The sequence below is a fragment of the Gammaproteobacteria bacterium genome, from assembly GCA_024235095.1.
GTDB lineage: Bacteria > Pseudomonadota > Gammaproteobacteria > Competibacterales > Competibacteraceae > UBA2383.
This window is the reverse complement of the sequence record JACKNC010000001.1, coordinates 1,372,449-1,395,551: the sequence shown is the minus strand read 5'-3', so window position 1 is coordinate 1,395,551 and position 23,103 is coordinate 1,372,449. Positions and strand designations below refer to the sequence as shown.

16 protein-coding genes and 1 pseudogene are annotated in these 23,103 nt (G+C 57.4%); 7 read left to right on the top strand and 10 right to left on the bottom strand.

Translation table 11 applies throughout. The features are described 5' to 3' along the window. The first annotated feature begins 122 nt into the window (after positions 1 to 122). Complete coding sequence (locus H6973_06225; GenBank protein MCP5125233.1) at positions 123 to 1,973, top strand: phosphoenolpyruvate carboxykinase (GTP); 1,851 nt, start codon at positions 123 to 125, stop codon at positions 1,971 to 1,973. Between the two features lie 66 nt (positions 1,974 to 2,039). On the opposite strand, the gene H6973_06220 is transcribed toward H6973_06225, so the two are convergent. Beyond that, the gene (locus H6973_06220) at positions 2,040 to 3,257 is read right to left on the bottom strand and encodes an argininosuccinate synthase (GenBank protein ID MCP5125232.1); all 1,218 of its coding nucleotides are present in this window, start codon (positions 3,255 to 3,257) and stop codon (positions 2,040 to 2,042) included. A gap of 197 nt (positions 3,258 to 3,454) precedes the next feature. Continuing rightward, positions 3,455 to 4,534 carry a hypothetical protein gene (locus tag H6973_06215; protein ID MCP5125231.1) on the bottom strand — a complete coding sequence of 360 codons (1,080 nt, stop codon included), beginning with the start codon at positions 4,532 to 4,534 and terminating at the stop codon, positions 3,455 to 3,457. Positions 4,535 to 4,716: 182 nt separating this feature from the next. On the opposite strand from H6973_06215, the gene H6973_06210 reads away from it, so the two are divergent. Continuing rightward, positions 4,717 to 5,043 carry a hypothetical protein gene (locus H6973_06210; GenBank protein ID MCP5125230.1) on the top strand — a complete coding sequence of 109 codons (327 nt, stop codon included), beginning with the start codon at positions 4,717 to 4,719 and terminating at the stop codon, positions 5,041 to 5,043. 127 nt (positions 5,044 to 5,170) lie between these two features. Next, the gene (locus tag H6973_06205) at positions 5,171 to 7,681 is read left to right on the top strand and encodes a glycogen/starch/alpha-glucan phosphorylase (GenBank protein MCP5125229.1); all 2,511 of its coding nucleotides are present in this window, start codon (positions 5,171 to 5,173) and stop codon (positions 7,679 to 7,681) included. Positions 7,682 to 7,749: 68 nt separating this feature from the next. Here H6973_06205 and H6973_06200 read toward each other — a convergent pair. Beyond that, positions 7,750 to 8,924, bottom strand: a pseudogene (locus H6973_06200) (IS630 family transposase). Positions 8,925 to 9,015: 91 nt separating this feature from the next. Further along, positions 9,016 to 9,690 (bottom strand): FkbM family methyltransferase, encoded by a 675-nt coding sequence (locus tag H6973_06195; protein ID MCP5125228.1) that lies wholly within the window; start codon positions 9,688 to 9,690, stop codon positions 9,016 to 9,018. Positions 9,691 to 9,845: 155 nt separating this feature from the next. Here H6973_06195 and H6973_06190 point away from each other — a divergent pair, with 155 nt between their 5' ends. Then, entirely contained in the window at positions 9,846 to 11,096 is a 1,251-nt protein-coding gene (locus H6973_06190; protein ID MCP5125227.1) for a nucleoside:proton symporter, read from the top strand. Positions 11,097 to 11,162: 66 nt separating this feature from the next. On the opposite strand, the gene thiL is transcribed toward H6973_06190, so the two are convergent. From thiL to H6973_06175, 3 genes are all read right to left on the bottom strand, one after another. Then, positions 11,163 to 12,134, bottom strand: coding sequence for a thiamine-phosphate kinase (gene thiL, locus H6973_06185; GenBank protein ID MCP5125226.1), 972 nt, complete (start codon positions 12,132 to 12,134; stop codon positions 11,163 to 11,165). A gap of 63 nt (positions 12,135 to 12,197) precedes the next feature. Then, a complete protein-coding gene (locus H6973_06180; GenBank protein ID MCP5125225.1) occupies positions 12,198 to 15,350 on the bottom strand; it encodes a hypothetical protein in 3,153 nt (1,050 codons plus the stop codon). 127 nt (positions 15,351 to 15,477) lie between these two features. Further along, on the bottom strand, positions 15,478 to 15,867 hold the full coding sequence (locus H6973_06175; protein MCP5125224.1) for a hypothetical protein: 390 nt from the start codon (positions 15,865 to 15,867) through the stop codon (positions 15,478 to 15,480). Between the two features lie 66 nt (positions 15,868 to 15,933). On the opposite strand from H6973_06175, the gene H6973_06170 reads away from it, so the two are divergent. Further along, positions 15,934 to 17,490: a glutamate--cysteine ligase gene (locus H6973_06170; GenBank protein ID MCP5125223.1), complete on the top strand. Its 1,557-nt coding sequence runs from the start codon at positions 15,934 to 15,936 to the stop codon at positions 17,488 to 17,490. Positions 17,491 to 17,652: 162 nt separating this feature from the next. Here the strand turns inward: H6973_06170 and H6973_06165 are convergent, their stop codons facing one another. The 3 genes from H6973_06165 to trxA all read right to left on the bottom strand — a co-directional run bounded on the left by H6973_06165 (position 17,653) and on the right by trxA (position 20,008). Further along, a complete protein-coding gene (locus H6973_06165; protein MCP5125222.1) occupies positions 17,653 to 18,213 on the bottom strand; it encodes a Uma2 family endonuclease in 561 nt (186 codons plus the stop codon). Between the two features lie 17 nt (positions 18,214 to 18,230). Then, on the bottom strand, positions 18,231 to 19,487 hold the full coding sequence (gene rho, locus H6973_06160) for a transcription termination factor Rho (protein ID MCP5125221.1): 1,257 nt from the start codon (positions 19,485 to 19,487) through the stop codon (positions 18,231 to 18,233). Positions 19,488 to 19,678: 191 nt separating this feature from the next. Continuing rightward, entirely contained in the window at positions 19,679 to 20,008 is a 330-nt protein-coding gene (gene trxA, locus H6973_06155; protein MCP5125220.1) for a thioredoxin TrxA, read from the bottom strand. A 256-nt stretch (positions 20,009 to 20,264) separates the two neighbouring features. Between trxA and H6973_06150 the strand changes: the two genes are divergently transcribed. Further along, entirely contained in the window at positions 20,265 to 21,539 is a 1,275-nt protein-coding gene (locus H6973_06150; protein ID MCP5125219.1) for a DEAD/DEAH box helicase, read from the top strand. Between the two features lie 12 nt (positions 21,540 to 21,551). Then, positions 21,552 to 23,096, top strand: a complete 1,545-nt coding sequence (locus H6973_06145) for a gamma-glutamyltransferase (protein ID MCP5125218.1) — start codon at positions 21,552 to 21,554, stop codon at positions 23,094 to 23,096. Positions 23,097 to 23,103 lie beyond the last annotated feature (7 nt).

Below are 23,103 nucleotides of genomic sequence, written 5' to 3'. Positions count from 1 at the left end.
CAATGGTAAGATCATTCCCACGAGGAATGTTTCCAATCACACTCCTCCTTGGGCGCGAGTGAATGACTCCCGTCCAGAGGCTCTTCAACCCGAATCACCTAACATCAGAGGGGATTTTATCGATGGCAATCACTCATGACGGCGCAACCCGCACCCGCAACGCCAAGTTGTTAGGCTGGGTCGACGAAATCGCAGCCCTGTGCAAGCCCGACAAGATTGAATGGTGCGATGGCTCGCAGGAAGAAAATGACCGGCTTTGCGAATTGATGATCGAGAGCGGCACTTTTATTCGCCTCAATCCCGCTAAACGCCCCAACAGCTTCCTGTGCCGCTCCGATCCCGGCGATGTGGCGCGGGTCGAAGACCGCACCTTTATCTGCTCCAAGACCAAGGAAGAAGCGGGTTCGACCAACAACTGGATGGCCCCGGATAAAATGCGCGCCACCCTGACCGGTCTGTTTGACGGTTGCATGAAGGGGCGGACGCTGTACGTCATCCCGTTCAGCATGGGTCCGCTGGGTTCCGACATCGCCCATATCGGCGTGGAAATCACCGATTCGCCCTATGTCGTGGTCAACATGCGCCTCATGACCCGCATGGGTCAAAAAGTGCTGGACATCCTGGGCGACAGCGAATTTGTGCCCTGCCTGCATTCGGTGGGCAAACCGCTGGCGCCGGGCGAAAAGGACGTACCCTGGCCCTGCAACGACACCAAGTACATCTCGCACTTCCCGGACACCCGCGAAATCTGGTCGTTCGGCAGCGGTTACGGCGGCAACGCCCTGCTCGGCAAGAAGTGCTTTGCGCTGCGCATCGCCTCAGTCATGGCTCGCGACGAAGGCTGGCTGGCCGAGCACATGCTGATCCTGGGCGTGGAATCTCCGGAAGGCGAGAAGACCTACGTCGCGGCGGCGTTCCCCAGCGCTTGCGGCAAGACCAACTTTGCTATGCTGATCCCGCCGGAGAAAGGCTTCGAGGGCTGGAAGGTTACCACCATCGGCGATGATATTGCCTGGATCAAGCCCAAAAACGGCAAGTTCTACGCGATTAATCCCGAATCAGGCTTCTTCGGCGTTGCCCCCGGTACGTCCATGTCATCCAACCCGAACGCCATGCTGACCCTGCATTCCAACTGCATCTTCACCAACGTCGCGCTGACCGATGACGGCGATGTGTGGTGGGAAGGCATGACCAAGGAGCCGCCAGCGCACCTGATCGACTGGACCGGCAAAGAGTGGACCCCGGATTGCGGTCGTCCTTCTTCCCATCCGAACTCCCGCTTCACCGCTCCTGCCGGTCAGTGTCCATCGATTGACCCCGGTTGGGAGAATCCTGAAGGCGTGCCGATTAGCGCCATGATCTTCGGCGGTCGCGTCAGCAAGAACTTCCCGCTGGTCTTCCAATCCTACGACTGGGATCACGGCGTCTATTTGGCGGCTACGATGGGTTCGGAAGCCACCGCCGCTGCGGTCGGTCAGGCCGCCATGCGCCGCGATCCGATGGCTATGCTGCCGTTCTGCGGCTACAACGTGGGCGATTACTGGAAGCACTGGCTGAAGATTGGGCGTAACAATGTCGCTACCCCGCCGCGTATCTTCCGCGTCAACTGGTTCCGCAAGGACGAGAACGGCAAGTTCATTTGGCCGGGCTTTGGCGATAATATGCGGGTGTTGAAGTGGATTGTCGATCGCGTGCGCGGACGCGGCCTGGGTATCGAAAGCCCGCTTGGCTGGGTGCCCAGCTATGAGGAACTCAACTGGACCGGTCTCGAGGACTTCCCGAAAGAGAAGTTCTACGAAATTATGGCGATCAACCGCGAATTGGCCCGTCAGGAAGTGGTGGATCAAGAAGACTGGTTCACCAAGGTCGGCGAGCATCTGCCGCCCGAGATGGAACTGGAACGTGATCGGTTGATTTCGCGCCTCAACCGTACCCCGGATACCTGGGAGTTGAAGTCGGTAACGGCGGCCTGATTCTTTTCAGGCATTGAATAAGAAAGCCGGCGCAAGCTGGCTTTCTTATGGATAACCTTCAACGGCTCATTGCCGCCCCTTCAGTGCCGCAATCCGCATCCGCAGGGCGTTGAGCTTGATGAAACCTCCGGCATCCTTCTGATCGTAAGCGCCGGCGTCATCCTCAAAAGTGGCGATGTTCATATCGAACAGGCTGTCATCGGATTGGCGACCGGCGATAATCACATTGCCTTTGTACAGCTTGACCCGCACCGTTCCATTCACCGGTGCCTGCGAAGCGTCAATCAGGGTCTGCAACAACTTGCGCTCAGGACTCCACCAATAGCCGTTATAGACCAGACTGGCGTAACGCGGCATCAGCTCATCCTTCAAATGCGCTGCTTCCCGATCCAGGGTCAGCGACTCCATCGCACGATGAGCCTTGAGCATGATCGTCCCACCGGGAGTTTCATAACAACCACGCGATTTCATACCGACATAGCGGTTTTCCACTATGTCCAGCCGACCAATGCCATGCTCGCCACCCAATTGATTCAACCGGGTCAGCACCGCTGCTGGACTGAGCGCCTCGCCGTCAATCGCCACGATGTCGCCGTTGCGGTAGCTGAGTTCGACAGAGCGCGGCTGATCTGGGGCCTTTTCCGGCGAGACCGACCAACGCCACATTGCTTCATCCGGCTCGTTCCACGGATCTTCCAGCACGCCGCCCTCGTAGGAGATATGCAGTAGATTGGCGTCCATCGAGTAAGGCGATTGGGTTCCGCGCTTCATCTCGACCGGAATGCCGTGTTTTTCCGCATAGGCCAGCAGTTTCTCGCGTGACAGTAAATTCCATTCCCGCCAGGGCGCGATGATCTTGATATCCGGCTTTAGCGCGTAGGCTCCAAGTTCGAAGCGCACCTGATCGTTGCCCTTGCCGGTTGCGCCGTGGGAAATGGCATCGGCACCGGTTTGCACCGCGATGTCGATCTGCCGTTTGGCGATCAAGGGCCGGGCGATGGAGGTGCCCAGCAGATACTCGCCTTCATAGATAGCGTTGGCCCGGAACATAGGGAACACGAAGTCGCGCACGAACTCCTCGCGCAGATCATCGATGAAGATATTTTCCGGTTTGATGCCAAACTGCAACGCCTTCTGTCGCACCGGCTCCACTTCCTCAGCCTGTCCCAGATCGGCGGTAAAGGTCACAATTTCGCATTGATACACATCCTGCAACCATTTCAGGATCACCGAAGTATCCAGGCCGCCCGAATAGGCCAACACAACTTTTTTAACGTCCGACATTAAAGCTCCTCACGCTTCAGGGGGGTTATGCACAAATAAATCTTTTAATTATAGGTAATTTTGGTCAAAATCGCTTCAATCATCATAAATTCACTATCTATCAATATGTTGTTTTTTTACAATCATGGTGACCTTTGCCATCGCCGCAATGTCTCTCTTCATCTGACTTGAATCAGCACCGGCGCTCCAGTTAAGCGTCATAGCGTTTCCAGCCAGTCTACTGCTTCGTCAATACCGGTCGGTGCCAAACATGGCCGGCGGGGTTGCGCCAATAATTCTCCTAAAGATTCAGCCAGTTCACCCGTCGCCAGTTGCTGGCGGCTGATCTTGACCCCATTGCCATGTTCCTGCAACCAGCGGCTTAACCACGGTTCCTCTGGCCAGTCGTCCCGTGCGACATAAAGCACCCGCACTCCGTTGCAAACCGCCTCGGTGAACGTGCCATAGCCAGGTTTGGTAAACAACACATCACAGGAGCAGATCAGATCCACCATGCTCAAATCAGCCAGCACTGACCAATCGAACATATCCGGTCGCGCTGCATTGCAGGCCGGCGGCGTCAGCCAGCACACCCCCGGTAGTTGCGGCCATGCTTCGAGCGGCGGACGCGTGTCGACCCCTCCCAGCCCCATGAGCATCAGTGTCTCGTTCCCACGCAAACCGAGCCGCTGGTTAATTTCCATCCGTCGATCCTGACCCGGTGCGGCAATGGGGCCAATGGGTTGCGTGTTCCTCAATTCAGGCATGGGCATGGACGGCGCCGGCTGCAGAAAAGCTACTGCGCTGTTGTAGGCGGCCAGCATGGGCGCGCGCAATTCCTGTAAATCCGTTGCGTGGCGGCCATACCCGGCGAGAATATCCGCCCAGTTGAGCGAGCACAACGCCAGCGCCGGGATGTGCAGTCGAGCCGCTGCGGCCAGGCTCAGATAGGGAATGTCGGCCAGCAACACATTCGGGGCGGCAGCGCGCAGGAGCTGTTCCTGCCAAGCTAGCCGTGCGTCCCAGTCGGCATGGAATGCGCGATAGGCCGCCAGGCTTTCCGCAACCTTGGCTTCCAGCGCATCGACCATCACCATGCCAAAGTCCGCCACGCCCCAAACGACTGTGAATTCTCCACTAATCCGGCTACGCAATACGGCTTCCGGCAATGCGCTTTGCACGGTCAGCCGTCCTGCCGGGAAACGCCGTCGCCATTCATTCAGCACCGGCGCAATTTGCGCCAGGTGGCCGAAACCATGCCCGGACAGAGCCAGATAGACATGCGAATTACAGGTCATTTCACTCTACGTAAATTTTTTGCCGCGCCGCTTGCTTCATGGATTCGAAGTGCCTAGACTAAAAATACAACAAATCCGTTTCGTTTTGGCAAAAAATTGCTTTAGTAGTTTTTAAGCCACGAAAATTTTACGGAAATAGGCGTCGCAACCTCCTCATTCACCCGAACGCGAGGACATCAACTATGGCGCAGACGCTCTCTTTGCACACACTTGCCGCCGATAACCGATTTTTCGCCGGCACCGGCGGCGTCAGTCAGGAAAATCGACAGAGTGGTTTCCGGCCTGGGTTTCTGGATCAGGACACCGGCGAGGTTTACCTCTCCTGCTGGGCGGACGGCCGCCCCGCGCCCTTCCATGCGCTTGATGGATTACCCGATCATCTGGTGCTTGCCCGCGATCCGACCGGTCGGGTCGCCGCGGTCAAAGCCAGCGTAATCGCCGGTTTTGTCCATTGTGGCTGTTTCTACACTCGGGAGCAGGCGGCCTGCTGTCTCGGGTGGACGCATTGAGTCATTTCGACTCATTGAATCCTAGCGATCTCCGTTTGCCACTTGAATTTGGCGATCCCCCGACTATCGTTGTTTACGATGTCAGGCATTTTCCTTTTTCAAAGCCACCAGAAACGGACCTTATCTTATGTCGATTAAAATCCTGGAAAAGAGCACTCCAGCCTCCTGGCTGACGGAACTTCCCCCCCTGGGCATGGACGCTAAGAGCATCGCCTCCGATTTCCGGCGCTATTTCAGCCATACCCTGGGCCGTGACCGGCACACCCATTACGCGCACTATATGTACGAAGCGCTGGTATTGACCCTGCGCGACCGGTTGTGGGAGCGCTGGAAGAACACGCGCTATGCCTACGAGGAAGATGGCGGCGTACGCCGGGCCTATTACCTGTCCATGGAATTTCTGATGGGGCGGGCGCTGAGCAACGCCATGCTGAATCTTGGCGTGGACGAACCAGTTCACAAGGCTTTGAACGAGTTGGGCCTGAGCATGGAAGAACTGGCTGAATGCGAAAATGACGCTGGTTTGGGCAATGGCGGTCTCGGTCGCCTGGCCGCCTGCTTCATGGACAGTTGTGCCACGCTGCGGCTGCCAGTCGTCGGTTACGGCATCCGCTACGCTTACGGCATGTTCCGGCAGAGGATCGAAAACGGCTATCAGGTCGAGGAGCCGGATCACTGGCTGCGCAGCGGCAACCTGTGGGATCTGGAGCGGCCCGAATATGCGCAGCGCATCAAATTCGGCGGACGCACCGAGGGCTATCTCAAGGCCAACGGCGATATGGGCTGGCGCTGGCTGGATACCTATGACGTACTGGCGGTGCCTTACGATCTCCCGATCCCCGGCTATCGCAATGGCGCGGTCAACACTCTGCGCCTGTGGGGCGCGAAGGCCACTGACGAGTTCGATCTGGAAGATTTCAACGCGGGAAGCTATGACCAGGCGGTGGGCGCCAAGAACATGGCGGAAAACATCACCATGGTGCTTTACCCCAATGACGCCACCGAGAATGGCAAGGAATTGCGGTTGCGCCAGCAATACTTCCTCGCTTCAGCCAGCCTGCAAGATGTCCTTCGGCAGTGGACGCGCATCCACGGCGAGGATTTCAGCGAGTTCGCCGCCAAAAACTGCTTCCAATTGAACGACACCCATCCGACCATCGCGGTAGCCGAGTTAATGCGGTTGCTCATGGATGAGCATGGCATCGGTTGGGACGAATCCTGGAAAATCACCAGCAATGTCATGGCTTACACCAACCATACGCTGCTGCCGGAAGCGCTGGAGCGCTGGTCAGTGCGGCTTTTCCGGCAACTGCTGCCCCGCCTGCTGGATATTATCTACGAGATCAATGCCCGGTTCCTCGCCCAAGTCGCTACTCATTGGCCCGGCGACATGGATCGTCAGGCCCGCATGTCGTTGATCGAAGAAGGCTACGAGCAGCAGGTGCGCATGGCCTATCTGGCCATCGTCGGCAGCTTCTCGGTCAATGGCGTCGCTGCGCTGCACTCGGATCTGCTCCAGAAAGGACTGTTCCACGACTTCTATGAAATGTGGCCGGAGAAGTTCAATAACAAAACCAACGGCGTGACCCAGCGTCGGTGGATGGCCGGCTGTAACCCCGGTTTGAACAAGCTGGTGACTGAAACCATCGGTCCCGGCTGGGTCACGAATCTGGACGAACTGCGCAAGCTGATTCCCTACGCCGACGACGCCAAGTTCCGGGCGCGCTGGCGGGCGGTCAAGCAGGAAAACAAGGTCCGCCTGGCCAGCCTGGTCGAGGCGGATAGCGGCGTGGTTTTCAACACCAAAGCCATGTTCGACGTGCAAGTCAAGCGCATGCATGAATACAAGCGCCAATTGCTGAATATCCTGCACGTCATTCATCTTTATGACCGCATCAAGCGTGGCGACGCCGCCAACTGGACGCCGCGTTGCGTACTGATTGGCGGCAAGGCGGCACCGGGCTATTACATGGCCAAGCAGATCATCAAGCTGACCAATAACGTCGCCAAGGTGATCAACAATGATGTGGAAGTCGGCGACAAGTTGAAGATCGCTTTCCTGCCCAACTACCGGGTGACGGCGATGGAAGTCATCTGCCCCGGCACCGATCTGTCCGAGCAAATTTCCACTGCCGGCAAGGAAGCGTCAGGCACTGGCAACATGAAGTTCATGATGAATGGCGCGGTCACGATTGGCACGCTGGACGGCGCCAATATCGAAATCCGCGAGGAAGTCGGCGACGATAGCTTCTTCCTGTTCGGTCTCACCGCGCAACAGGTGGAAGAACAGCGGCGGGACTACAATCCGGTCGGGATCATCCATGGCGATTCTGATATCGCTCGGGTCATGCATTTGCTGGAGAGCCATCACTTCAATCAGTTCGAGCAGGGCATCTTCGATCCGATCCTGCACACGCTGACCAGCCCGCACGATCCGTGGTTGACCATTGCCGATTTTCGCGCCTTCATTGACGCTCAGAATCAGGCCGCCCTGGCCTATCAGGACCAGGAGAAATGGGCGAAGATGAGTATTCTCAACACCGCGTGCAGCGGCAAATTCTCCACCGATCGCACCATGCGCGAGTACAACGCGGAAATCTGGAAACTGCAACCGTTGCCGGAGTTGCCGCTCGTTTAACCGAGTAACTTTCACTCCCCTCGCCCGCTTGCAGGCGAGGGGTAGGGGTAAAAAAAGGGTGGCTGTTGCTAGTGGGCTGACACAGAAGTTTTGACAGGTTCAGAGGTTTCTAGGTCCACCGGGGTTTCAGAAGATTTCAAGGGAGGATAGAGGCGCTTGAGTTTGACCCGGGCCAAGTCGGTGCCGAACTGCCAGTGGATTTTGGTCTGACGTAGGTTGCGTGGGCCTTGCCAAGCGGCGATTTCCTTCCGCAAAGTTTCGAGGTTCGCAATGCGGCGATTCAAACACTGGCCGGCGAGAACAGCGAACTCACATTCCGCCATATTGAGCCAACTGCCATGCTTGGGGGTGTAATGAAATTCGAGCTTGCGGGTGATCCGGCGGGCTTCCTCTGGAGAAAAGACACTATACAAGGCCGCAGGAGTGTGGGTATTGAGGTTATCCACGACCAACCGGATTCGCTCCGCCTTCGGAAAGTACACATCAACGAGTTGCTGCATTTGCTGGGCAAAATCGCGTTTGGTGCGCTGTTTCGTGACATTAACATGACGCCACCCGCGCAAGGGTTGTACGAATAGAAATAAATTGGCGGTGCCTTCGCGTTTGTATTCACAGTCATAGCGCGCCGGTTGACCCGGGCGGGCGGGTTGAGGACAGCGGGTTTCGCTGGTCAATTGCACCGGACTTTCATCGAAGCACACTTGGGGGTATTGAGGATCATCGGGTTCGGCGTACAGGTCCAACACATCCTCCATATGCCAAACATAATCGGGACTGACACTGGGAATACACCATTCTTGACGTTGCCAGGGTTTGAGGTCGTTTTTTTAAGGATGCGCCGCACACTCTCACGGGAAATGGCTTCGATGGGCCGGAGTTCCATGAAGCGGTCCGCTAACAATTGGAGAGTCCACTGACAACGGCCAGCGGGCGGGGTACTACAGGCCAAGGCGACCAGAAAGGCGGCCTGTTTGCCGGTCAAGGCCGGGGGCAAACCGACTCGTGGCCGCTCGCTTAACGCCGCCAGCAACCCTTCGTCGACAAACCGTTGACGGGTACGATGAACGGTCGAAATCCCCAAGTGAAGGCTTTGGGCAATGGCCTCATCCGTCGCCCCTTCCGCAGCCTGCAGCAACACATGGGCACGGGCAACCTTGCGCGCCGCTGCCTTGCCTTTATGAATGACCTTCAGCAGGTCTTCCCGCTCCTCTTCAGTTAGATCAACCAGATACTTGTGGGCCATGGTGATTCCTCCTGTTGATCTCAACCATAGGGCACCCACCGCTACCTGTCAAAACTTCTGTGTCAGCCCACTAGTTGCGCCGCTGTTGTTGCTAACCGCTGTTTAGGGAACAGGCGTAAATATCCCCGGACCGACCGGTGCGGGCCTCGACCTCAAGCTGTTCCAGAAACTCCGGCGCGCTCAGCCAGTCCGCCGATCGCAAACACTGCGCTTCCCCCACCGACCAGTTGAAGACATGCGGCCCCAGCGCCGTCAGCGTCGCCACGCAAGCGCGTGCGGTGTCCAGGCAGGCCGGCAGATACTCGAAGGATAGAGCTGGAAGAGGCTGGGACAGCCCCTGTAAAACCTCCAACTCGTAACCTTCCACGTCGATCTTGCAGAATGCCGGCGCCCCGTAACGAGCAATGAGTTCATCCAGAGTCGTCACTGGAACCGGCAGCAGTTCATTCCAGCGCACTCCGGCAAATCCCTTGTCCTTTTTCACCACTGCAATCCAGGCCGGCGACAGTGTGGTCACGGTCGGCGTGCGGGAGCTGATCAGCAGTTCGGCAACGCCGGGTTTAGCGCCCACCGCCTGTTCGATCAGAGTAATCTGCGCCCGATGGCCAAACCAGCGACGCAACAGCGTCATGCAAGCCGGTTGTGGCTCCACGGCTACAATCTGCGCGCCCAACGGCGTCCAGGCCCGCAGGCGGCTGCCAACATGCGCACCGATATCGAAGCATAAATCGCCCGGACGGATAAACTGAGTGTAAAACCGGGTCAACCGACGTCGGCGGAATGGAATGCCGTGGTACATCAACACCGAACGCAGCAACCCCGCGCTACGCTCGAAATGCGTCCAGGGGTTCATCGTGGATTACCCGTTATCGTGAAAGAGATCATCGGTCGTCATTATCCTGCCTTACGGAAGATTCTGTCATGCCAACGATTCTGCAAAGCCTTCTCGGCCTCATCATCTTTATCGCCTTTGCCTGGGCGATCAGCGAAAATCGCCGCCGATTTCCGTGGCGAACAGCCAGCGCAGCGTTGTTATTGCAGGTATTGTTGGCGGCGGCCTTACTCAAAATACCGGCATTCCGGCAATTCTTTCTGCATCTGAACGAGGCGTTGCTGGCCCTGGAGCGCGCTACACAGGAGGGAACCGCTTTGGTATTCGGCTACTTGGGCGGTGCTCCCCTGCCCTTTGCCGAAACCGGCGCGGGTTCCAGTTTCATCCTGGCGTTTCGCGCATTACCGCTGGTCTTGGTGATCAGCGCCCTGTCAGCGCTGCTGTTTCACTGGCGCATTCTCCCCTGGCTGGTGCGCGCGGCGGCGGCCATTCTGCGCAAAATCCTCGGCGTCGGCGGCGCGGTCGGTCTGTCAGCAGCGGCCAGCGTGTTTGTCGGCATGGTCGAAGCACCGCTGTTCGTGCGCCCTTACCTCACAGCGATGAGTCGCGGCGAACTGTTTGCCGTGATGACTTGTGGCATGGCCACCATCGCCGGCACGGTCATGGTGCTGTACGCCAGCTTTCTGGCTCCAGTAGTGCCGGACGCCATCGGCCATATTCTCACCGCCTCGCTGATCAATGTGCCAGCGGCGATTCTGATCGCGGCGATCATGGTTCCTCCTGACCCGCAGACGACCGCTGGGGAATTGACCCCGCCTCAAACCGCTTCTTCCAGCGTGGACGCCGTGACGCAGGGCACGCTGGCCGGAATAGAACTGTTCCTGAATATTATCGCGCTGCTGATCGTGTTCGTGGCGCTGGTTAGCTTGATCAACGCCATCCTGGGACTGTTGCCGGCGTGGCAAGGACAGCCATTGACTTTGCAACGACTGTTAGGGGGATTAATGGCCCCAGTGGTCTGGCTGATCGGCATTCCCTGGAGCGAGGCGATCACCGCCGGTGGATTAATGGGGACTAAAACCGTACTCAACGAGTTGATCGCCTACCTGGATTTGGCGCGGCTACCGGCGGCTGCGCTCAGTCCGCGCAGCCGATTGATCATGACCTATGCGTTGTGCGGCTTCGCTAATCTGGGCAGTCTTGGCATTCTGATCGGCGGTTTGGGCGCGATGGCGCCGGAGCGGAGAAACGCTATTGTCGCCCTGGGTCCCAAATCCATTCTCTCGGGAACCTTGGCGACCTTGATGAGCGGGGCAGTGGTAGGGATGCTGGTGATATAGCCATTCTCAGAAACTGACGTCGCTGTCGCCGTCGGAAGGCGCAAAAAAGAAGACGAGACAACGACATTAGCCAAAGTGGTCATAACCCGGTTGCTCCAGGCGAAAAGCGGAACCATCCGCCTGGAGCAACCGCAATCCCGGCTCCGCCGTGATAACGCCAATCGGCGTACAACGGCAATTCCAGTTCACGGCAAGCTGCTCCAATCGCTCAACCTGTTCCGGCGGGACCGTGAAACAGAGTTCATAATCGTCGCCGCTGGCTAAGGCGGTCGTGATCGCCGCCTGCCGATCCAGAGAAGCCAACAGCACCGGCGACAAGGGTAACTGCTCCACATCAAGCCACGCCCCGACTCCGCTACGTTCCAGAATATGGCCCAGGTCCTGCGCCAGGCCGTCGGAGACATCGATAGCGGCGTTGGCCACTCCGCGCAACGCCAGACCTTGTGCGATGCGCGGCTCCGGTCGCTCCAGCCGTAGCCGCAGATACTCAGCATCTTTGTCAGCCACCGTGGCCTCGCCAAACTCAACCGCTAATGCCAAACCGGCATCGCCCAGCGTCCCAGTCACATAGACACAATCGCCCGGACGCGCTCCGTCGCGGCGCAACGCCCGGTCAGGCGGTGCGAAGCCATGGGCTTGAATCGTGATGACCGTCACTGGACCGCGCGTTGTATCACCGCCAATCAGTTGCACTTCATACCGATTCGCCAAAGCGAACAGTCCCCGGCAAAAGGCCTCCAGCCATTTTTCATCGGCTTTGGGCAAAGTCAGCGCCAGGGTCGCCCAGGCCGGAGTTGCGCCCATCGCCGCCAGATCGCTCAAATTCACCGCCAACGCCTTGTGACCCAACCTTTCTGGATCGGCAGCGGCGAAGAAATGCACGTCGGCTACTAGAGTATCCACCGTCGCCGCTAACTGCTGGCCAACCGGAGGAACCAGCAGGGCGCAATCATCGCCGATGCCCAGCGCTACGTCAGAACGCCGCACATCCTGTGCGGCAAAATAACAATCAATTAGCGCGAATTCAGAGAGAAGCATCGCGTGAACAGGCCATATTAAAAAGTGACAAAACTATAGAGTTGCGTCACAGCATCAGGCGCGCTAAGGATTAAGACGTTCTATCGCAGCGGTTAAGCCGCCCAGCCTGTCGTCCAAGCGGCGCAATCGGTCGCTGAACCGCAACAACCGCTGGCTCAACCGGCGATCTTGGACGTCCGCCGCCAAGGCGCGCAAACGCTTTTCCCTGGCCTGGACCCACATTTGATGACTGCGCACCCGATTAACCGCAGCCGTGGACAGCCGTGGTAACCAGGTGACTCGCTCTCTCATTGCCCGTTCGGATACCGCACCGTCACGAGTTTGAGCGCTGCCGGAAAGCGTGCAATCAGCGGTATTGCTCGCAATGTTGTTCTGGCAATCAATGCTGTCCGCTTGATTATCCGCCAGAATAGCTTCAACGCGATTATTGGCGACGTCACCTACTTCGGGTTCACAACCACCGAACACGGCGATGCCAAGGGCTGCAGTGCGCTGTACGACGTTCGACAGCAGATCGACTAGGGCAGAATTATTGTTTGCAGAACTTGTGTTGCTTCCGCGTTGCTTGGCCGATCCGCCGCAGACAAACAAGCCATCATGGGTATCGCTGACTGTGTTGTCTCGGACTTCGGCGTTGAGCACATTCGCGGTAGCTGACCAACCCCCCCGCATCGCCACGCCCGCTCCTAGACTATCTTGCAGCGTGTTGCTCTCCACCCGGCTGCTTAACAGATTATTCGTCGCTTCAAATCCTCCGTTGAGAACCACGCCATCATAATTGTTGGAAACCCAGTTATTTATCACCGCACCATCAACCGTATTGCCATCCGCAGCCGATCCTCCACCCTCCATTTGAATCCCGGCGTATCCACTCTCACGTAATTCATTGTCGCGAATTTCCGTCAGGATTTGATTTTCCATGGCGCCTTCGTCGTTACCGCCGCGAACACTAACGCCTGTTCCATCAAACGTCGAAACGTTGCCTTGTATCGTAATGTCGATGGCGTTTCGGGCCCCACCCGCGATGCCGCCAATCACGATAATCCCGTTATCATGGTTTCCCTTTAAGCGGTTATCACTGATATCCATCAGCAGAGTATTGTTGTTGGCGTTGTCATAAAACCCGCCGACGGACACGATTCCGTTGCTACAGTCACTGATCTCATTTTGACGGATGAACGACTCAAGCAGATTGTTCTCTGATTCGCCTTCACCTCCTTTAATCAGGATACCATCACTAGCTGCGGCTTTAACCATATTACCGACGATATGTATCTGATGGAAGACACTACCTTGATTGTCCCAACCGGGGCCAACGACGATCCCATAGCCGTATGAAGCGCTGTCAGGGTTTTCGATAAGATTTTCGAGCCGATTACTTGCCAAGGTAATCCTTTCCAATCGGGCGTTAGTCGTACCGTCAACCTCAACCTTAATACCATTTGTAGTATCGTTGATGCGATTCTGGCTGATGAGAAGATCGCGAATCGGTTTCGCGTTAGCGATTCCTTCGATAAAAGAGCCAACGCCGACACCGGTCTCCGCGTGGGAAATCGCACTGTCCAGAATCGCGATGTTGGCTACTTCGCGGGTATCGGACAAAGCGATTCGTATCCCAGTCCCGGTGAAATTCGTCAGGGAAAGGCCGCGAACGGTGACATCGTTTCCGTTGATTTCCAATCCGTAGGGCAGGGTATCGCCGGTTTGTGTGGTTCCATGAACGGTTGCTTCAGCCCGTGTCCCATTGATCACTACATCGGGATTCCCATCGCCGTTGACATCGCCATTTAGGGTCAGCGGTCCTTGCACGGACGGCAAGGACTCCCTGCACTGCACGACCCCGCTTTCCTGAAAATCGGCCAGCACCCGATCCAGGACCGGCGAGACGCGAAGCGCGGTGAGCAACTCGACCAGCGACACTCCATCCGGTCCAGAATCGCCGAGTAAGGCATCGAGGCTGGAGGTGTCGCCGTTCATCGCGCATCCGGTATTGGCAATCCTGACGTCCCGGAGTCCTTCATCGACCAAAGCAAAGCCCTGGGAGGGAACATCCCATTGATAACGCAGGTTGCGGCGAACCACTTGCCCACTCACCCGATCCTGGGCCTGCGCATTGCGAACCGCCAATTGCCCTGCGACAATGTCAACAGAAGCCGCACCCAAATCCAGGTTCTCCAGAAAGGCAAAATTGCCGGGATTGCGCACCCGCAGACCTCGGGTAAAGGTGCGAACCGCGCCGCTGCTGTCCTCGATTTCGAGGGTCAGGCTGTGATTGCCCGGCGTGAGATTGCCGTAGTTGAAGGTCGCTCCAAACCCACTGTTGGCGGCATTCGGCTCATCGGGAAAGGCGGCGGCCACATCTGTCCGTCGCGAGCAACAGGGCAACGTGATGGAAGGTTCGCCATCAATCAATAACTGGACTCGGTTGATGGCGCGCTCGGCGGGCGCAATCGCCCAACCGCGAATGACGGCGATGCCCGAACCCGTATCGCCCTCGTTGGGACTCTCCAGCGCAGCATAGCGAATCCCGGAGACATCGCCCGACTGGGTCTTGGTAAAAGCGGCCGGGGTGACATTAGCGGTGGCAGTACCCGCGCGCGTGCTTAAACCTGCAGAAGAAGCCGCATCGATGATCCCCAATCGCTGGATATTTTGAAACCAGCGTAAGCGAACGCTAATGGATTCTTCCTGTTGACTGCCTTGATCCCGGATGCGCGCGCCATTCAACACAATGTCCTGACCCTGTAACTCGGCGCGGGCTACCGATAAATCGACGCGGTCGATGAAGGGGAAAGTCCCCGGCTTGACCACATGAATCTGATGAGTGTTGCGCAACTCTGCTCCGCTGGAATCGCGAATCGCTACTTCGACGGTATGCGTCCCTGTGGACAGGCTATTGAAATTGAAGGTCAAGCCATAGCCGCTCTGCCGCGTATTCGCCGCAGGATAATCCGGAAAGGCGCTGGCGACATCGGACCGGGCGCTGCAACAGGGGATCGTGGTGATCTCCTGGCCATCGATTGACAAGGTCACCTGATGAATCTGCACGCCTTCAAGATCAGAAAACGCCCAACCGCGGATTACTTCGATGCCGGAGACCGTTTGTTCATCGCTTGGCCCTTCAAGCGCCGTCTGTAAAGCCGCCCAAGCGCTGGAAGACGCGCCCAAGCAAAGTATCCCCATAAATAACCAGTCAGCTTTGATGATCGAGGTCATACCGTGCTCCTCTGGATGATTTGCTGACCTTGTCACTTTAGGCCGTCGCGCCTGCAATTTTCAACCTGTCAGCGATCATCTTGGCTGATATGGCAAACACTGTATCCGGTCATTCAAACGACCTTGATTATGGCGAATGTTGAATATCCCGTCGGGCGGTAGAGATCGTCACGGTAAAACCGGCGATCACATCGCTCACTGTCATCAGCACAATCAGAAAAAAAGTCATATTCGCCATCTGTGGCATTATGATCAGCTCGATCAATGCGATAATAAACACCACCAGCGACAGGACGTGATTGAGAATGGCGGCGGTCGAACTACTGGTCGCGCGATAAATCTCAACACACAGCAGAAGCAACCCGATGACCAGTAGCAAGTCGCCGCCCCGGAACCATAGAACGACGCCCGATAACAGCGGCAGGCCAAACAACGTCGCCGCCAGCCAACCCGGCGCCGCCAGCGCCAGTACGGTGTAAGCGGCGACCACAAATGCAAGCAAAGGAATGCTAGCCATGTTTTTCTCTCTCCCTTAACCGGGATTCCAGGATTAATGATAGTGGAGGCAAAAATTGTGTACCGAATGCTTGACCAGCGCCTGACCCGGTTGTTCAACGCCGATGCGCGCGCCTTGCTGGACGGTCGCCTGCTGGGTCTGGAGCGGGAGGCGCTGCGGGTTGCCCCGGATGGCTATATCTCGCAAGTCCACCATCCCGCGCCACTGGGTTCGGCACTGACCCATCCTTATATCACCACCGACTATTCCGAGGCACTGCTGGAGTTTATTACTCCCCCCTTGCCCGATGCCAGCGAAGCGCTGCGTTTCCTGGACGATCTGCATCGTTTTGTTTATCCACACATTGGCGATGAACTGCTATGGGCGGCCAGTATGCCCTGTATCCTGGCGGGCGAAGCCAGCATTCCCATCGCCGAGTACGGTTCCTCCAACCTCGGCCTGATGAAACATGTCTATCGGCGCGGACTGGCTTGGCGCTATGGGCGAATCATGCAGGTGATCGCTGGCATTCACTTTAACTTCTCTCTATCTAACGCATTCTGGGCCGCCTTCCAGGATCAGGAAGGCGACCAGCGCACGCTCCAGGATTTTCGCTCTGAATCCTATTTTGGGCTGATTCGCAATCTGCAACGCGTTGGCTGGCTGATTCTTTATCTGTTTGGCGCATCGCCTGCAGTCTGCAAGTCATTCCTGGACGGCAAGACCACGACCTTGCCGGCATTCGATGACCATACCTGTTATGGCCCCTATGCGACTTCCCTGCGCATGAGCAACGTCGGTTACACCAACCGCACCGAGAAGAAGAGTGGCGTTAATGTCTGCTATAACTCATTGGCCGAATATATCGCCAGTCTGACCCAAGCGACGGTCACACCCTGGCCGCCTTATGAGGAAATCGGCGTCAAAGTAGACGGCGAATACCGTCAGCTCAACGTCAATATTCTGCAAATCGAGAATGAATATTACGCCTCGATGCGGCCCAAACAACCGCCCCAGGGTAATGAGAAACCGACCCTGGCGTTGCGCGAGCGCGGGGTAAGCTATGTGGAGCTGCGCTCGGTGGATATCAATCCATTGGAGCCACTAGGAGTGAATGTCCCGCAATTGCAGTTTCTGGAAATTTTTCTGCTGTTTTGCTTGCTGGCTGAATCGCCGCCTCTGGACGCTGAGGAGCGCAGTCTGATCGACGACAATCAGATGGCGGTGGCGTTGACTGGCCGTGATCCAGCGCTGGTTCTGCATCGGCGGCGCGGTCCATCGCTGCTAATGCGCGAATGGGCGGACGAGATTTTTTTGCAGATGCAACCTGTTAGTGAGTTGCTGGACCGGGGTCAGGAGGGACGGCCTTACGCAGCGACGCTGGCGGAACAGCGGAAAGCGCTGGTTGATCCCGACCGGACGCCCTCGGCCCGGATGCTGGCGGAAATGCACGCCAGCGGCGAAAACTTTTTTCGTTGCGCTCGACGGCTATCGGAGCAACATCGTCGCCACTTCGAGTCGCTGCCCCTAGCCGAAGAAAGAATACGCTTTCTCACCGGAATAGCCGAACAATCACGGCGCGCACAACAGGCCATCGAAGCAGCGGATGAACGGTCGTTCGATGAATTCCTGGCGCATTATTAAAATCCGGGCGCCTATATCAAACTAGGCAATGACATCGATAACCTGGAAGACATTGATTCAATGAAAAAATCCTATCGTAAGATACTCCTGAACCAGCGCTCGGATTCTGCTCACAGGACTCCAACCGGGTCACCGGCAAAGGACAGGGCGCAGGTGCCTGATTCATGAAGACCTCCAAATCTCCCCCAACGCGATTTCCAACTCTGGCAAGGCCACCAGCGCGATGCAATCCTGCTCACTCCGAATCAGCACCGTGCGATAACCGGCTGGACTCGGCTCCCGGTAAATCTCCACTTGTCGGGCGTTGACATCCACCAGCCAGGTTTCAGCAATTCCGCAACGGCCATATACCGGAATCTTTTTCTCCCGATCATATTGCATGGAACTGTCGGCCACTTCGATCAGCAACAGCACGTCGTCGACGGTTGGCAAATGGTCCCAATAATTTCCAGATTTAAGCAAGGCCACATCAGGTTCGGGCTCCGAACGGGCTAGAGCAATGGGGTTTTGCACCCACACCACTGCGCTATCCCTGGCAGCGTAAAATAAATGCACCAGTCGGGCCACTGTATTCGCATGTTTGCTTCCAATCGGGGCCATATCGAACAGCTCTCCTTCCAGCAACTCAATCCGGGCATCCTCATCAAAAATGCCGGCCTCGCCCATTTGATGATATTCCTCTACCGTGATCCAGTGGCGGCGGGGTTCGATCACTGCATTCATGGCTTAACTCCATTCATTCAGCGCTTCATCGATTCAAAAAATTCCTTATTGGTCTTGGTATTCTTCAACCGCTCTAGTAGAAACTCCATCGCCTGCAACTCATCCATCGGATGCAGCAACTTGCGCAGAATCCACATCTTCTGCAAATCATCCGGCTCGGTCAGCAGCTCCTCGCGGCGGGTGCCGGAACGGTTGATGTCGATAGCCGGGAAGACCCGCTTTTCGGAAATGCGCCGGTCCAGATGAATCTCCATGTTGCCGGTGCCCTTGAATTCCTCGTAGATCACATCGTCCATGCGCGAACCGGTGTCAATCAGGGTTGTGGCGAGAATGGTCAGTGAACCACCTTCTTCAATATTTCGCGCCGCGCCGAAGAATCGCTTCGGTTTCTGCAATGCATTGGCGTCCACTCCGCCCGTCAACACTTTGCCCGAAGCCGGGACTACCGTGTTGTAGGCTCGCGCCAAGCGGGTAATAGAATCCAGAAGAATCACGACATCGCGCTTATGCTCCACCAGCCGTTTAGCCTTATCCGACACCATTTCCGCAACCTGGACATGGCGGGTCGCCGGCTCGTCAAACGTGCTGGACACCACCTCGCCGCGCACCGAACGCTGCATCTCGGTCACTTCCTCCGGTCGCTCGTCAATCAGCAGCACGATCAGATAGCATTCGGGATGGTTGGCAGCGATACTTTGCGCGATGTTCTGCAACATCATGGTCTTACCCGCCTTGGGCGGCGAGACGATCAAACCGCGCTGGCCCTTGCCGATCGGCGCGATCAGATCGATCACCCGTGCGGTAATATCCTCGGTGCTGCCGTTGCCGCGCTCCAACTGCATGCGTTCGGTCGCATGCAGCGGCGTCAGATTCTCAAACAGCACTTTGTTCTTGGAGGCTTCCGGCGGTTCAAAATTGATATCGCCCACCTTCAGCAAGGCGAAATAGCGCTCCCCTTCCTTCGGCGGGCGAATTTTGCCGCTCACCGTGTCGCCAGTGCGCAGGCTGAAACGGCGAATCTGGCTGGGTGAGACGTAGATATCATCAGGACCGGCCAGATAGGAACTGTCGGCGGAGCGCAGGAACCCAAAACCATCCTGCAAAATCTCCAACACCCCATCGCCGTAAATATCCTCGCCGCTCTTGGCCAACGCCTTGAGAATGGCGAAGATCACATCCTGTTTGCGGGACCGCGCCGTGCCTTCGAGCTTCAGTTCCTGCGCGATGGCGATCAGGTCGGCGGCGGATTTCTTTTTAAGTTCGGTTAGATTCATGGAAACTTGCTCGAAACAGACGGGCGTCGGCAGGACGCATCCGCGGGGAGGGAGTCGGGAAATGGGCTGGGGACAGCCGGGGTATTACAAGGAACGAGAATTGAGGCAAGGCAAACGCCGCGATTGGCAGATGAAAACTAGCACGGTTGGGAAACGGCGTCCAGCCTGAGGCTGACGCCGCGCTGCGCGTCTCAGCGCAGATTGCTGTCGAGAAAGGCGGTCAATTGCGACTTGGATTGCGCGCCAACCTTTTGCGCTTCAACATTGCCGCCACGAAACAGCATCAGGGTCGGGATGCCGCGAATGCCGTACTTGGGTGGGGTATTCTGATTCTCATCCACGTTCAGCTTGCAAATCTTGACGCGATCGCCGTATTCCGTGGCAATCTCGTCCAGGATCGGCGCAATCATTCGGCAGGGGCCACACCATTCCGCCCAATAATCCACCAGAACGGGCTGCTCAGCCTTGAGAACCTCGGCCTCGAATGTGTCGTCGGTGACATGCATGATATTTTCGCTCATGGAATTTTCTCCGATGCAAAAGTAGGAACAAGGCGGCGGGACAGGCGGGATACAGGTACAGCGCGCAACTGTCATGCATACTTGAGGGAACCGCCGCCGGGACGCAACCGGCGAAAATCGGCGGCGCGCGGCGTTCAACAAGGCATATTGTGGCAAAATACTCTATCGGGGCACAAATCTTTCCTTCCTATTGCGCCTGGATGAGCGCTCGTGTTAGCCCCACTCACCCCTGCTCACTCGGGATAGTCGCACAATCATGCAAAAAGATCATCTCACTCATGTCCCGTTTTCCTCGCTGGGTCTGACCGATTCGCTGCTGGAAAGCTTGGAGGACGCCGGTTTTGCCTATTGCACGCCGATTCAGGCCGCCACGCTGCCTCTCGCGCTCAAAGGTCAGGATATTGCCGGTCAGGCGCAAACCGGCACGGGCAAAACGGCAGCCTATCTATTGGCGGCATTGCATCATCTGATGGAAACGCCGGTTGCCGAGGACGCGGTCGGCCCCTGGGCCATCGTCATTGCGCCCACCCGGGAGCTGGCGGTGCAGATTCACCGGGATGCTGAATTATTGGGTCGCTACACCGGCCTCAAGTTCGCGGTCGTCTACGGCGGAACCGGTTATGACAGCCAGCGCCGCCAACTGGAAGCCGGCGTCGACGTACTCATCGGCACGCCCGGACGGCTGATCGATTATTACAAACAGGGCGTCTACAAGCTTAACCAGATCGAAGTGGTGATTCTGGACGAAGCCGACCGGATGTTCGATCTGGGCTTCATCGCCGATATCCGTTACCTGTTGCGCAAGATGCCAGCGCCTGGTCAACGCATTAACCTGCTATTCTCGGCCACCCTGAGCAATCGGGTGATGGAGCTGGCTTATGAACACATGAACAATCCCCAAGTGATTCGGATCGAGTCTGAACATGTCACTGCAGAAAATGTGCGGCAGGCGCTTTACCATGTTTCCGCGCACGACAAGATTCCGCTACTGCTGGGCATACTGCGCCAGCAGGATCCCCGGCGCACTATGATCTTTGTCAACACCAAACGCGCCGCAGACCGGGTGACCGGCTACCTGCTGGGCAATGGCTACGAAGCAGGCGTTTTGTCCGGCGATATTCCCCAGAACAAGCGCCTGCACCTGCTGCAAGCCTTCCAGCGCGGCGATTTGCCCATCCTGGTGGCCACCGACGTTGCGGCGCGGGGCCTGCACATTCCGGATGTGACCCACGTCATCAACTTTGATCTGCCGCAAGACCGGGAGGATTATGTCCACCGCATTGGCCGCACGGCCCGCATTGGCGCCAGCGGCGACGCCATCAACTTCGCTTGTGAGGAATATGTGTACTCGCTGCCGGAGATTGAGGAATTCATCGGCCAGAAAATACCCGTGCTGCCAATTACCGAAGACTTGCTGCTGGAATATAAACCGCCCAAGCGACTGGAGCGCCGCCGTCCGCCCTTGTCTGGCGGCGAATCGCGCGGCCGTGGTCGCGCGCCTCATCACCGGCGGCCGGCGAATCGCAATTGAAACGCTACGCTCATGACTTCACTTTCATCCTCCAAGTGCAGTGTGGCCAGCGGCCATCCCCAGGTGACCGAAGCCGCCTGCGCTATCTTACGCACCGGCGGCAATGCCTTCGACGCGGTCGTGGCCGCGGGTTTTGCCGGCGCGGTGGCCGAACCTACCCTGACCAGCCTGGGCGGCGGCGGTTTTTTGCTGGCGCGCACGGCGCAGGGACGGGTGGTGCTGTTCGATTTCTTTGTCAACACCCCCGGCCACGGCTTGCGCGCCGGTGAGCTGCAGCCGCATTTCCTGCCGATCACCGTGCGTTTTCCCAGTTGCGAACAGATTTTTAACGTGGGTCTGGGGTCGGCGGCGACGCCCGGCGTCTTGCGTGGTTACCTGCATATCCACCGTCGGCTGGGGCGTTTGCCATTGACCGAGGTGCTCGCGCCGGCAATCGACTTGGCGCGCACTGGGGTGACGATTAATCGCGCCCAAGCCTATTTCCTCGCGTTACTGATTCCGGTCATGACATTGACCGGCGTAGGCCGGACGTTGTTTCAGCCGGAAGGACGTTATTTGCGCGAGGGTGACCTTTTTTGCAACCCGGAACTGGCCGCTTTTCTGGAAACGCTGCCCGGCGATGGCGAACACGCCTTCTATGAAGGCGAACTGGCGCAGCGAATTGACCAGGATATGCGTGAGGGCAATGGATTGCTCACCGCCGCCGATCTGGCCGCCTATCAGGTCATTGAGCGTGAACCGTTACCTGCGGATTATCGCGGCTTCCGGTTACTCACTAATCCACCCCCTTCATTTGGCGGTTCGCTCATCGCTTTATCGCTGCGTCTGCTGGAAGCCCGCGAGGCGGGCGAACTTGAATTTGGCTCGCCCGCGCATCTGGCGTTATTAACCGCGGTGATGCAGGAAGTCGAGCGGCGCCGCGCTGAGGGTTATCTGAGTCCTGCTGATCTGGGCCAGCCTGGTTTGACTGAAAGCCTGGAGCGGGTGCGTCAGGTTTCGGGCGGCACCACCCATGTCAGCATCTGCGACGCCGAAGGCAACGCCGCCAGCATGACGACGTCCAACGGCGAGGGTTCCGGCTACTTCGCGCCGGATACGGGCATCATGCTCAATAACATGATGGGTGAGGACGACCTGCATCCGGAGGGCTTCCACGTCAGTCCGCCTGGCGTGCGAGTTGCATCGATGATGGCGCCGTCGTTGCTGCTGGAGGGCGACCAGCTTCGACTGGCGCTGGGCAGCGGCGGCAGCAAGCGGATTCGCACCGCCCTACTGCAAGTCATCAGTAACAGCGTGGATTTTGGCATGAATCTCCGACAGGCGGTTGAAGCGCCGCGCCTGCACTGGGACGGCCAGCAAATTCAGGTTGAACCCGGCTTTAGCGAAGCGGCGCTAGCGGTGTTAATGAAACGCTGGCCGCTCAATCAGTGGCCGATCCAGGATGTTTACTTTGGCGGGACTCATGCGGCGACACCCGATGGCCAAGGCGCAGGCGATCCCCGACGCGGCGGTCATGCAGCAACGATTGAATCTACCTCCCTCTCCCCTCTCCCCTAACCCCTAA

Excerpts from the sequence above, each read along its gene's own strand:
- H6973_06225 (MCP5125233.1), top strand. The coding sequence starts at position 123 with ATGGCAATCACTCATGACGGCGCAACCCGCACCCGCAACGCCAAGTTG.
- H6973_06220 (MCP5125232.1), bottom strand. The coding sequence starts at position 3,257 with ATGTCGGACGTTAAAAAAGTTGTGTTGGCCTATTCGGGCGGCCTGGAT.
- H6973_06215 (MCP5125231.1), bottom strand. The coding sequence starts at position 4,534 with ATGACCTGTAATTCGCATGTCTATCTGGCTCTGTCCGGGCATGGTTTC.
- H6973_06210 (MCP5125230.1), top strand. The coding sequence starts at position 4,717 with ATGGCGCAGACGCTCTCTTTGCACACACTTGCCGCCGATAACCGATTT.
- H6973_06205 (MCP5125229.1), top strand. The coding sequence starts at position 5,171 with ATGTCGATTAAAATCCTGGAAAAGAGCACTCCAGCCTCCTGGCTGACG.
- H6973_06190 (MCP5125227.1), top strand. The coding sequence starts at position 9,846 with ATGCCAACGATTCTGCAAAGCCTTCTCGGCCTCATCATCTTTATCGCC.
- thiL (MCP5125226.1), bottom strand. The coding sequence starts at position 12,134 with ATGCTTCTCTCTGAATTCGCGCTAATTGATTGTTATTTTGCCGCACAG.
- H6973_06180 (MCP5125225.1), bottom strand. The coding sequence starts at position 15,350 with ATGACCTCGATCATCAAAGCTGACTGGTTATTTATGGGGATACTTTGC.
- H6973_06175 (MCP5125224.1), bottom strand. The coding sequence starts at position 15,867 with ATGGCTAGCATTCCTTTGCTTGCATTTGTGGTCGCCGCTTACACCGTA.
- H6973_06170 (MCP5125223.1), top strand. The coding sequence starts at position 15,934 with ATGCTTGACCAGCGCCTGACCCGGTTGTTCAACGCCGATGCGCGCGCC.
- H6973_06165 (MCP5125222.1), bottom strand. The coding sequence starts at position 18,213 with ATGAATGCAGTGATCGAACCCCGCCGCCACTGGATCACGGTAGAGGAA.
- rho (MCP5125221.1), bottom strand. The coding sequence starts at position 19,487 with ATGAATCTAACCGAACTTAAAAAGAAATCCGCCGCCGACCTGATCGCC.
- trxA (MCP5125220.1), bottom strand. The coding sequence starts at position 20,008 with ATGAGCGAAAATATCATGCATGTCACCGACGACACATTCGAGGCCGAG.
- H6973_06150 (MCP5125219.1), top strand. The coding sequence starts at position 20,265 with ATGCAAAAAGATCATCTCACTCATGTCCCGTTTTCCTCGCTGGGTCTG.
- H6973_06145 (MCP5125218.1), top strand. The coding sequence starts at position 21,552 with ATGACTTCACTTTCATCCTCCAAGTGCAGTGTGGCCAGCGGCCATCCC.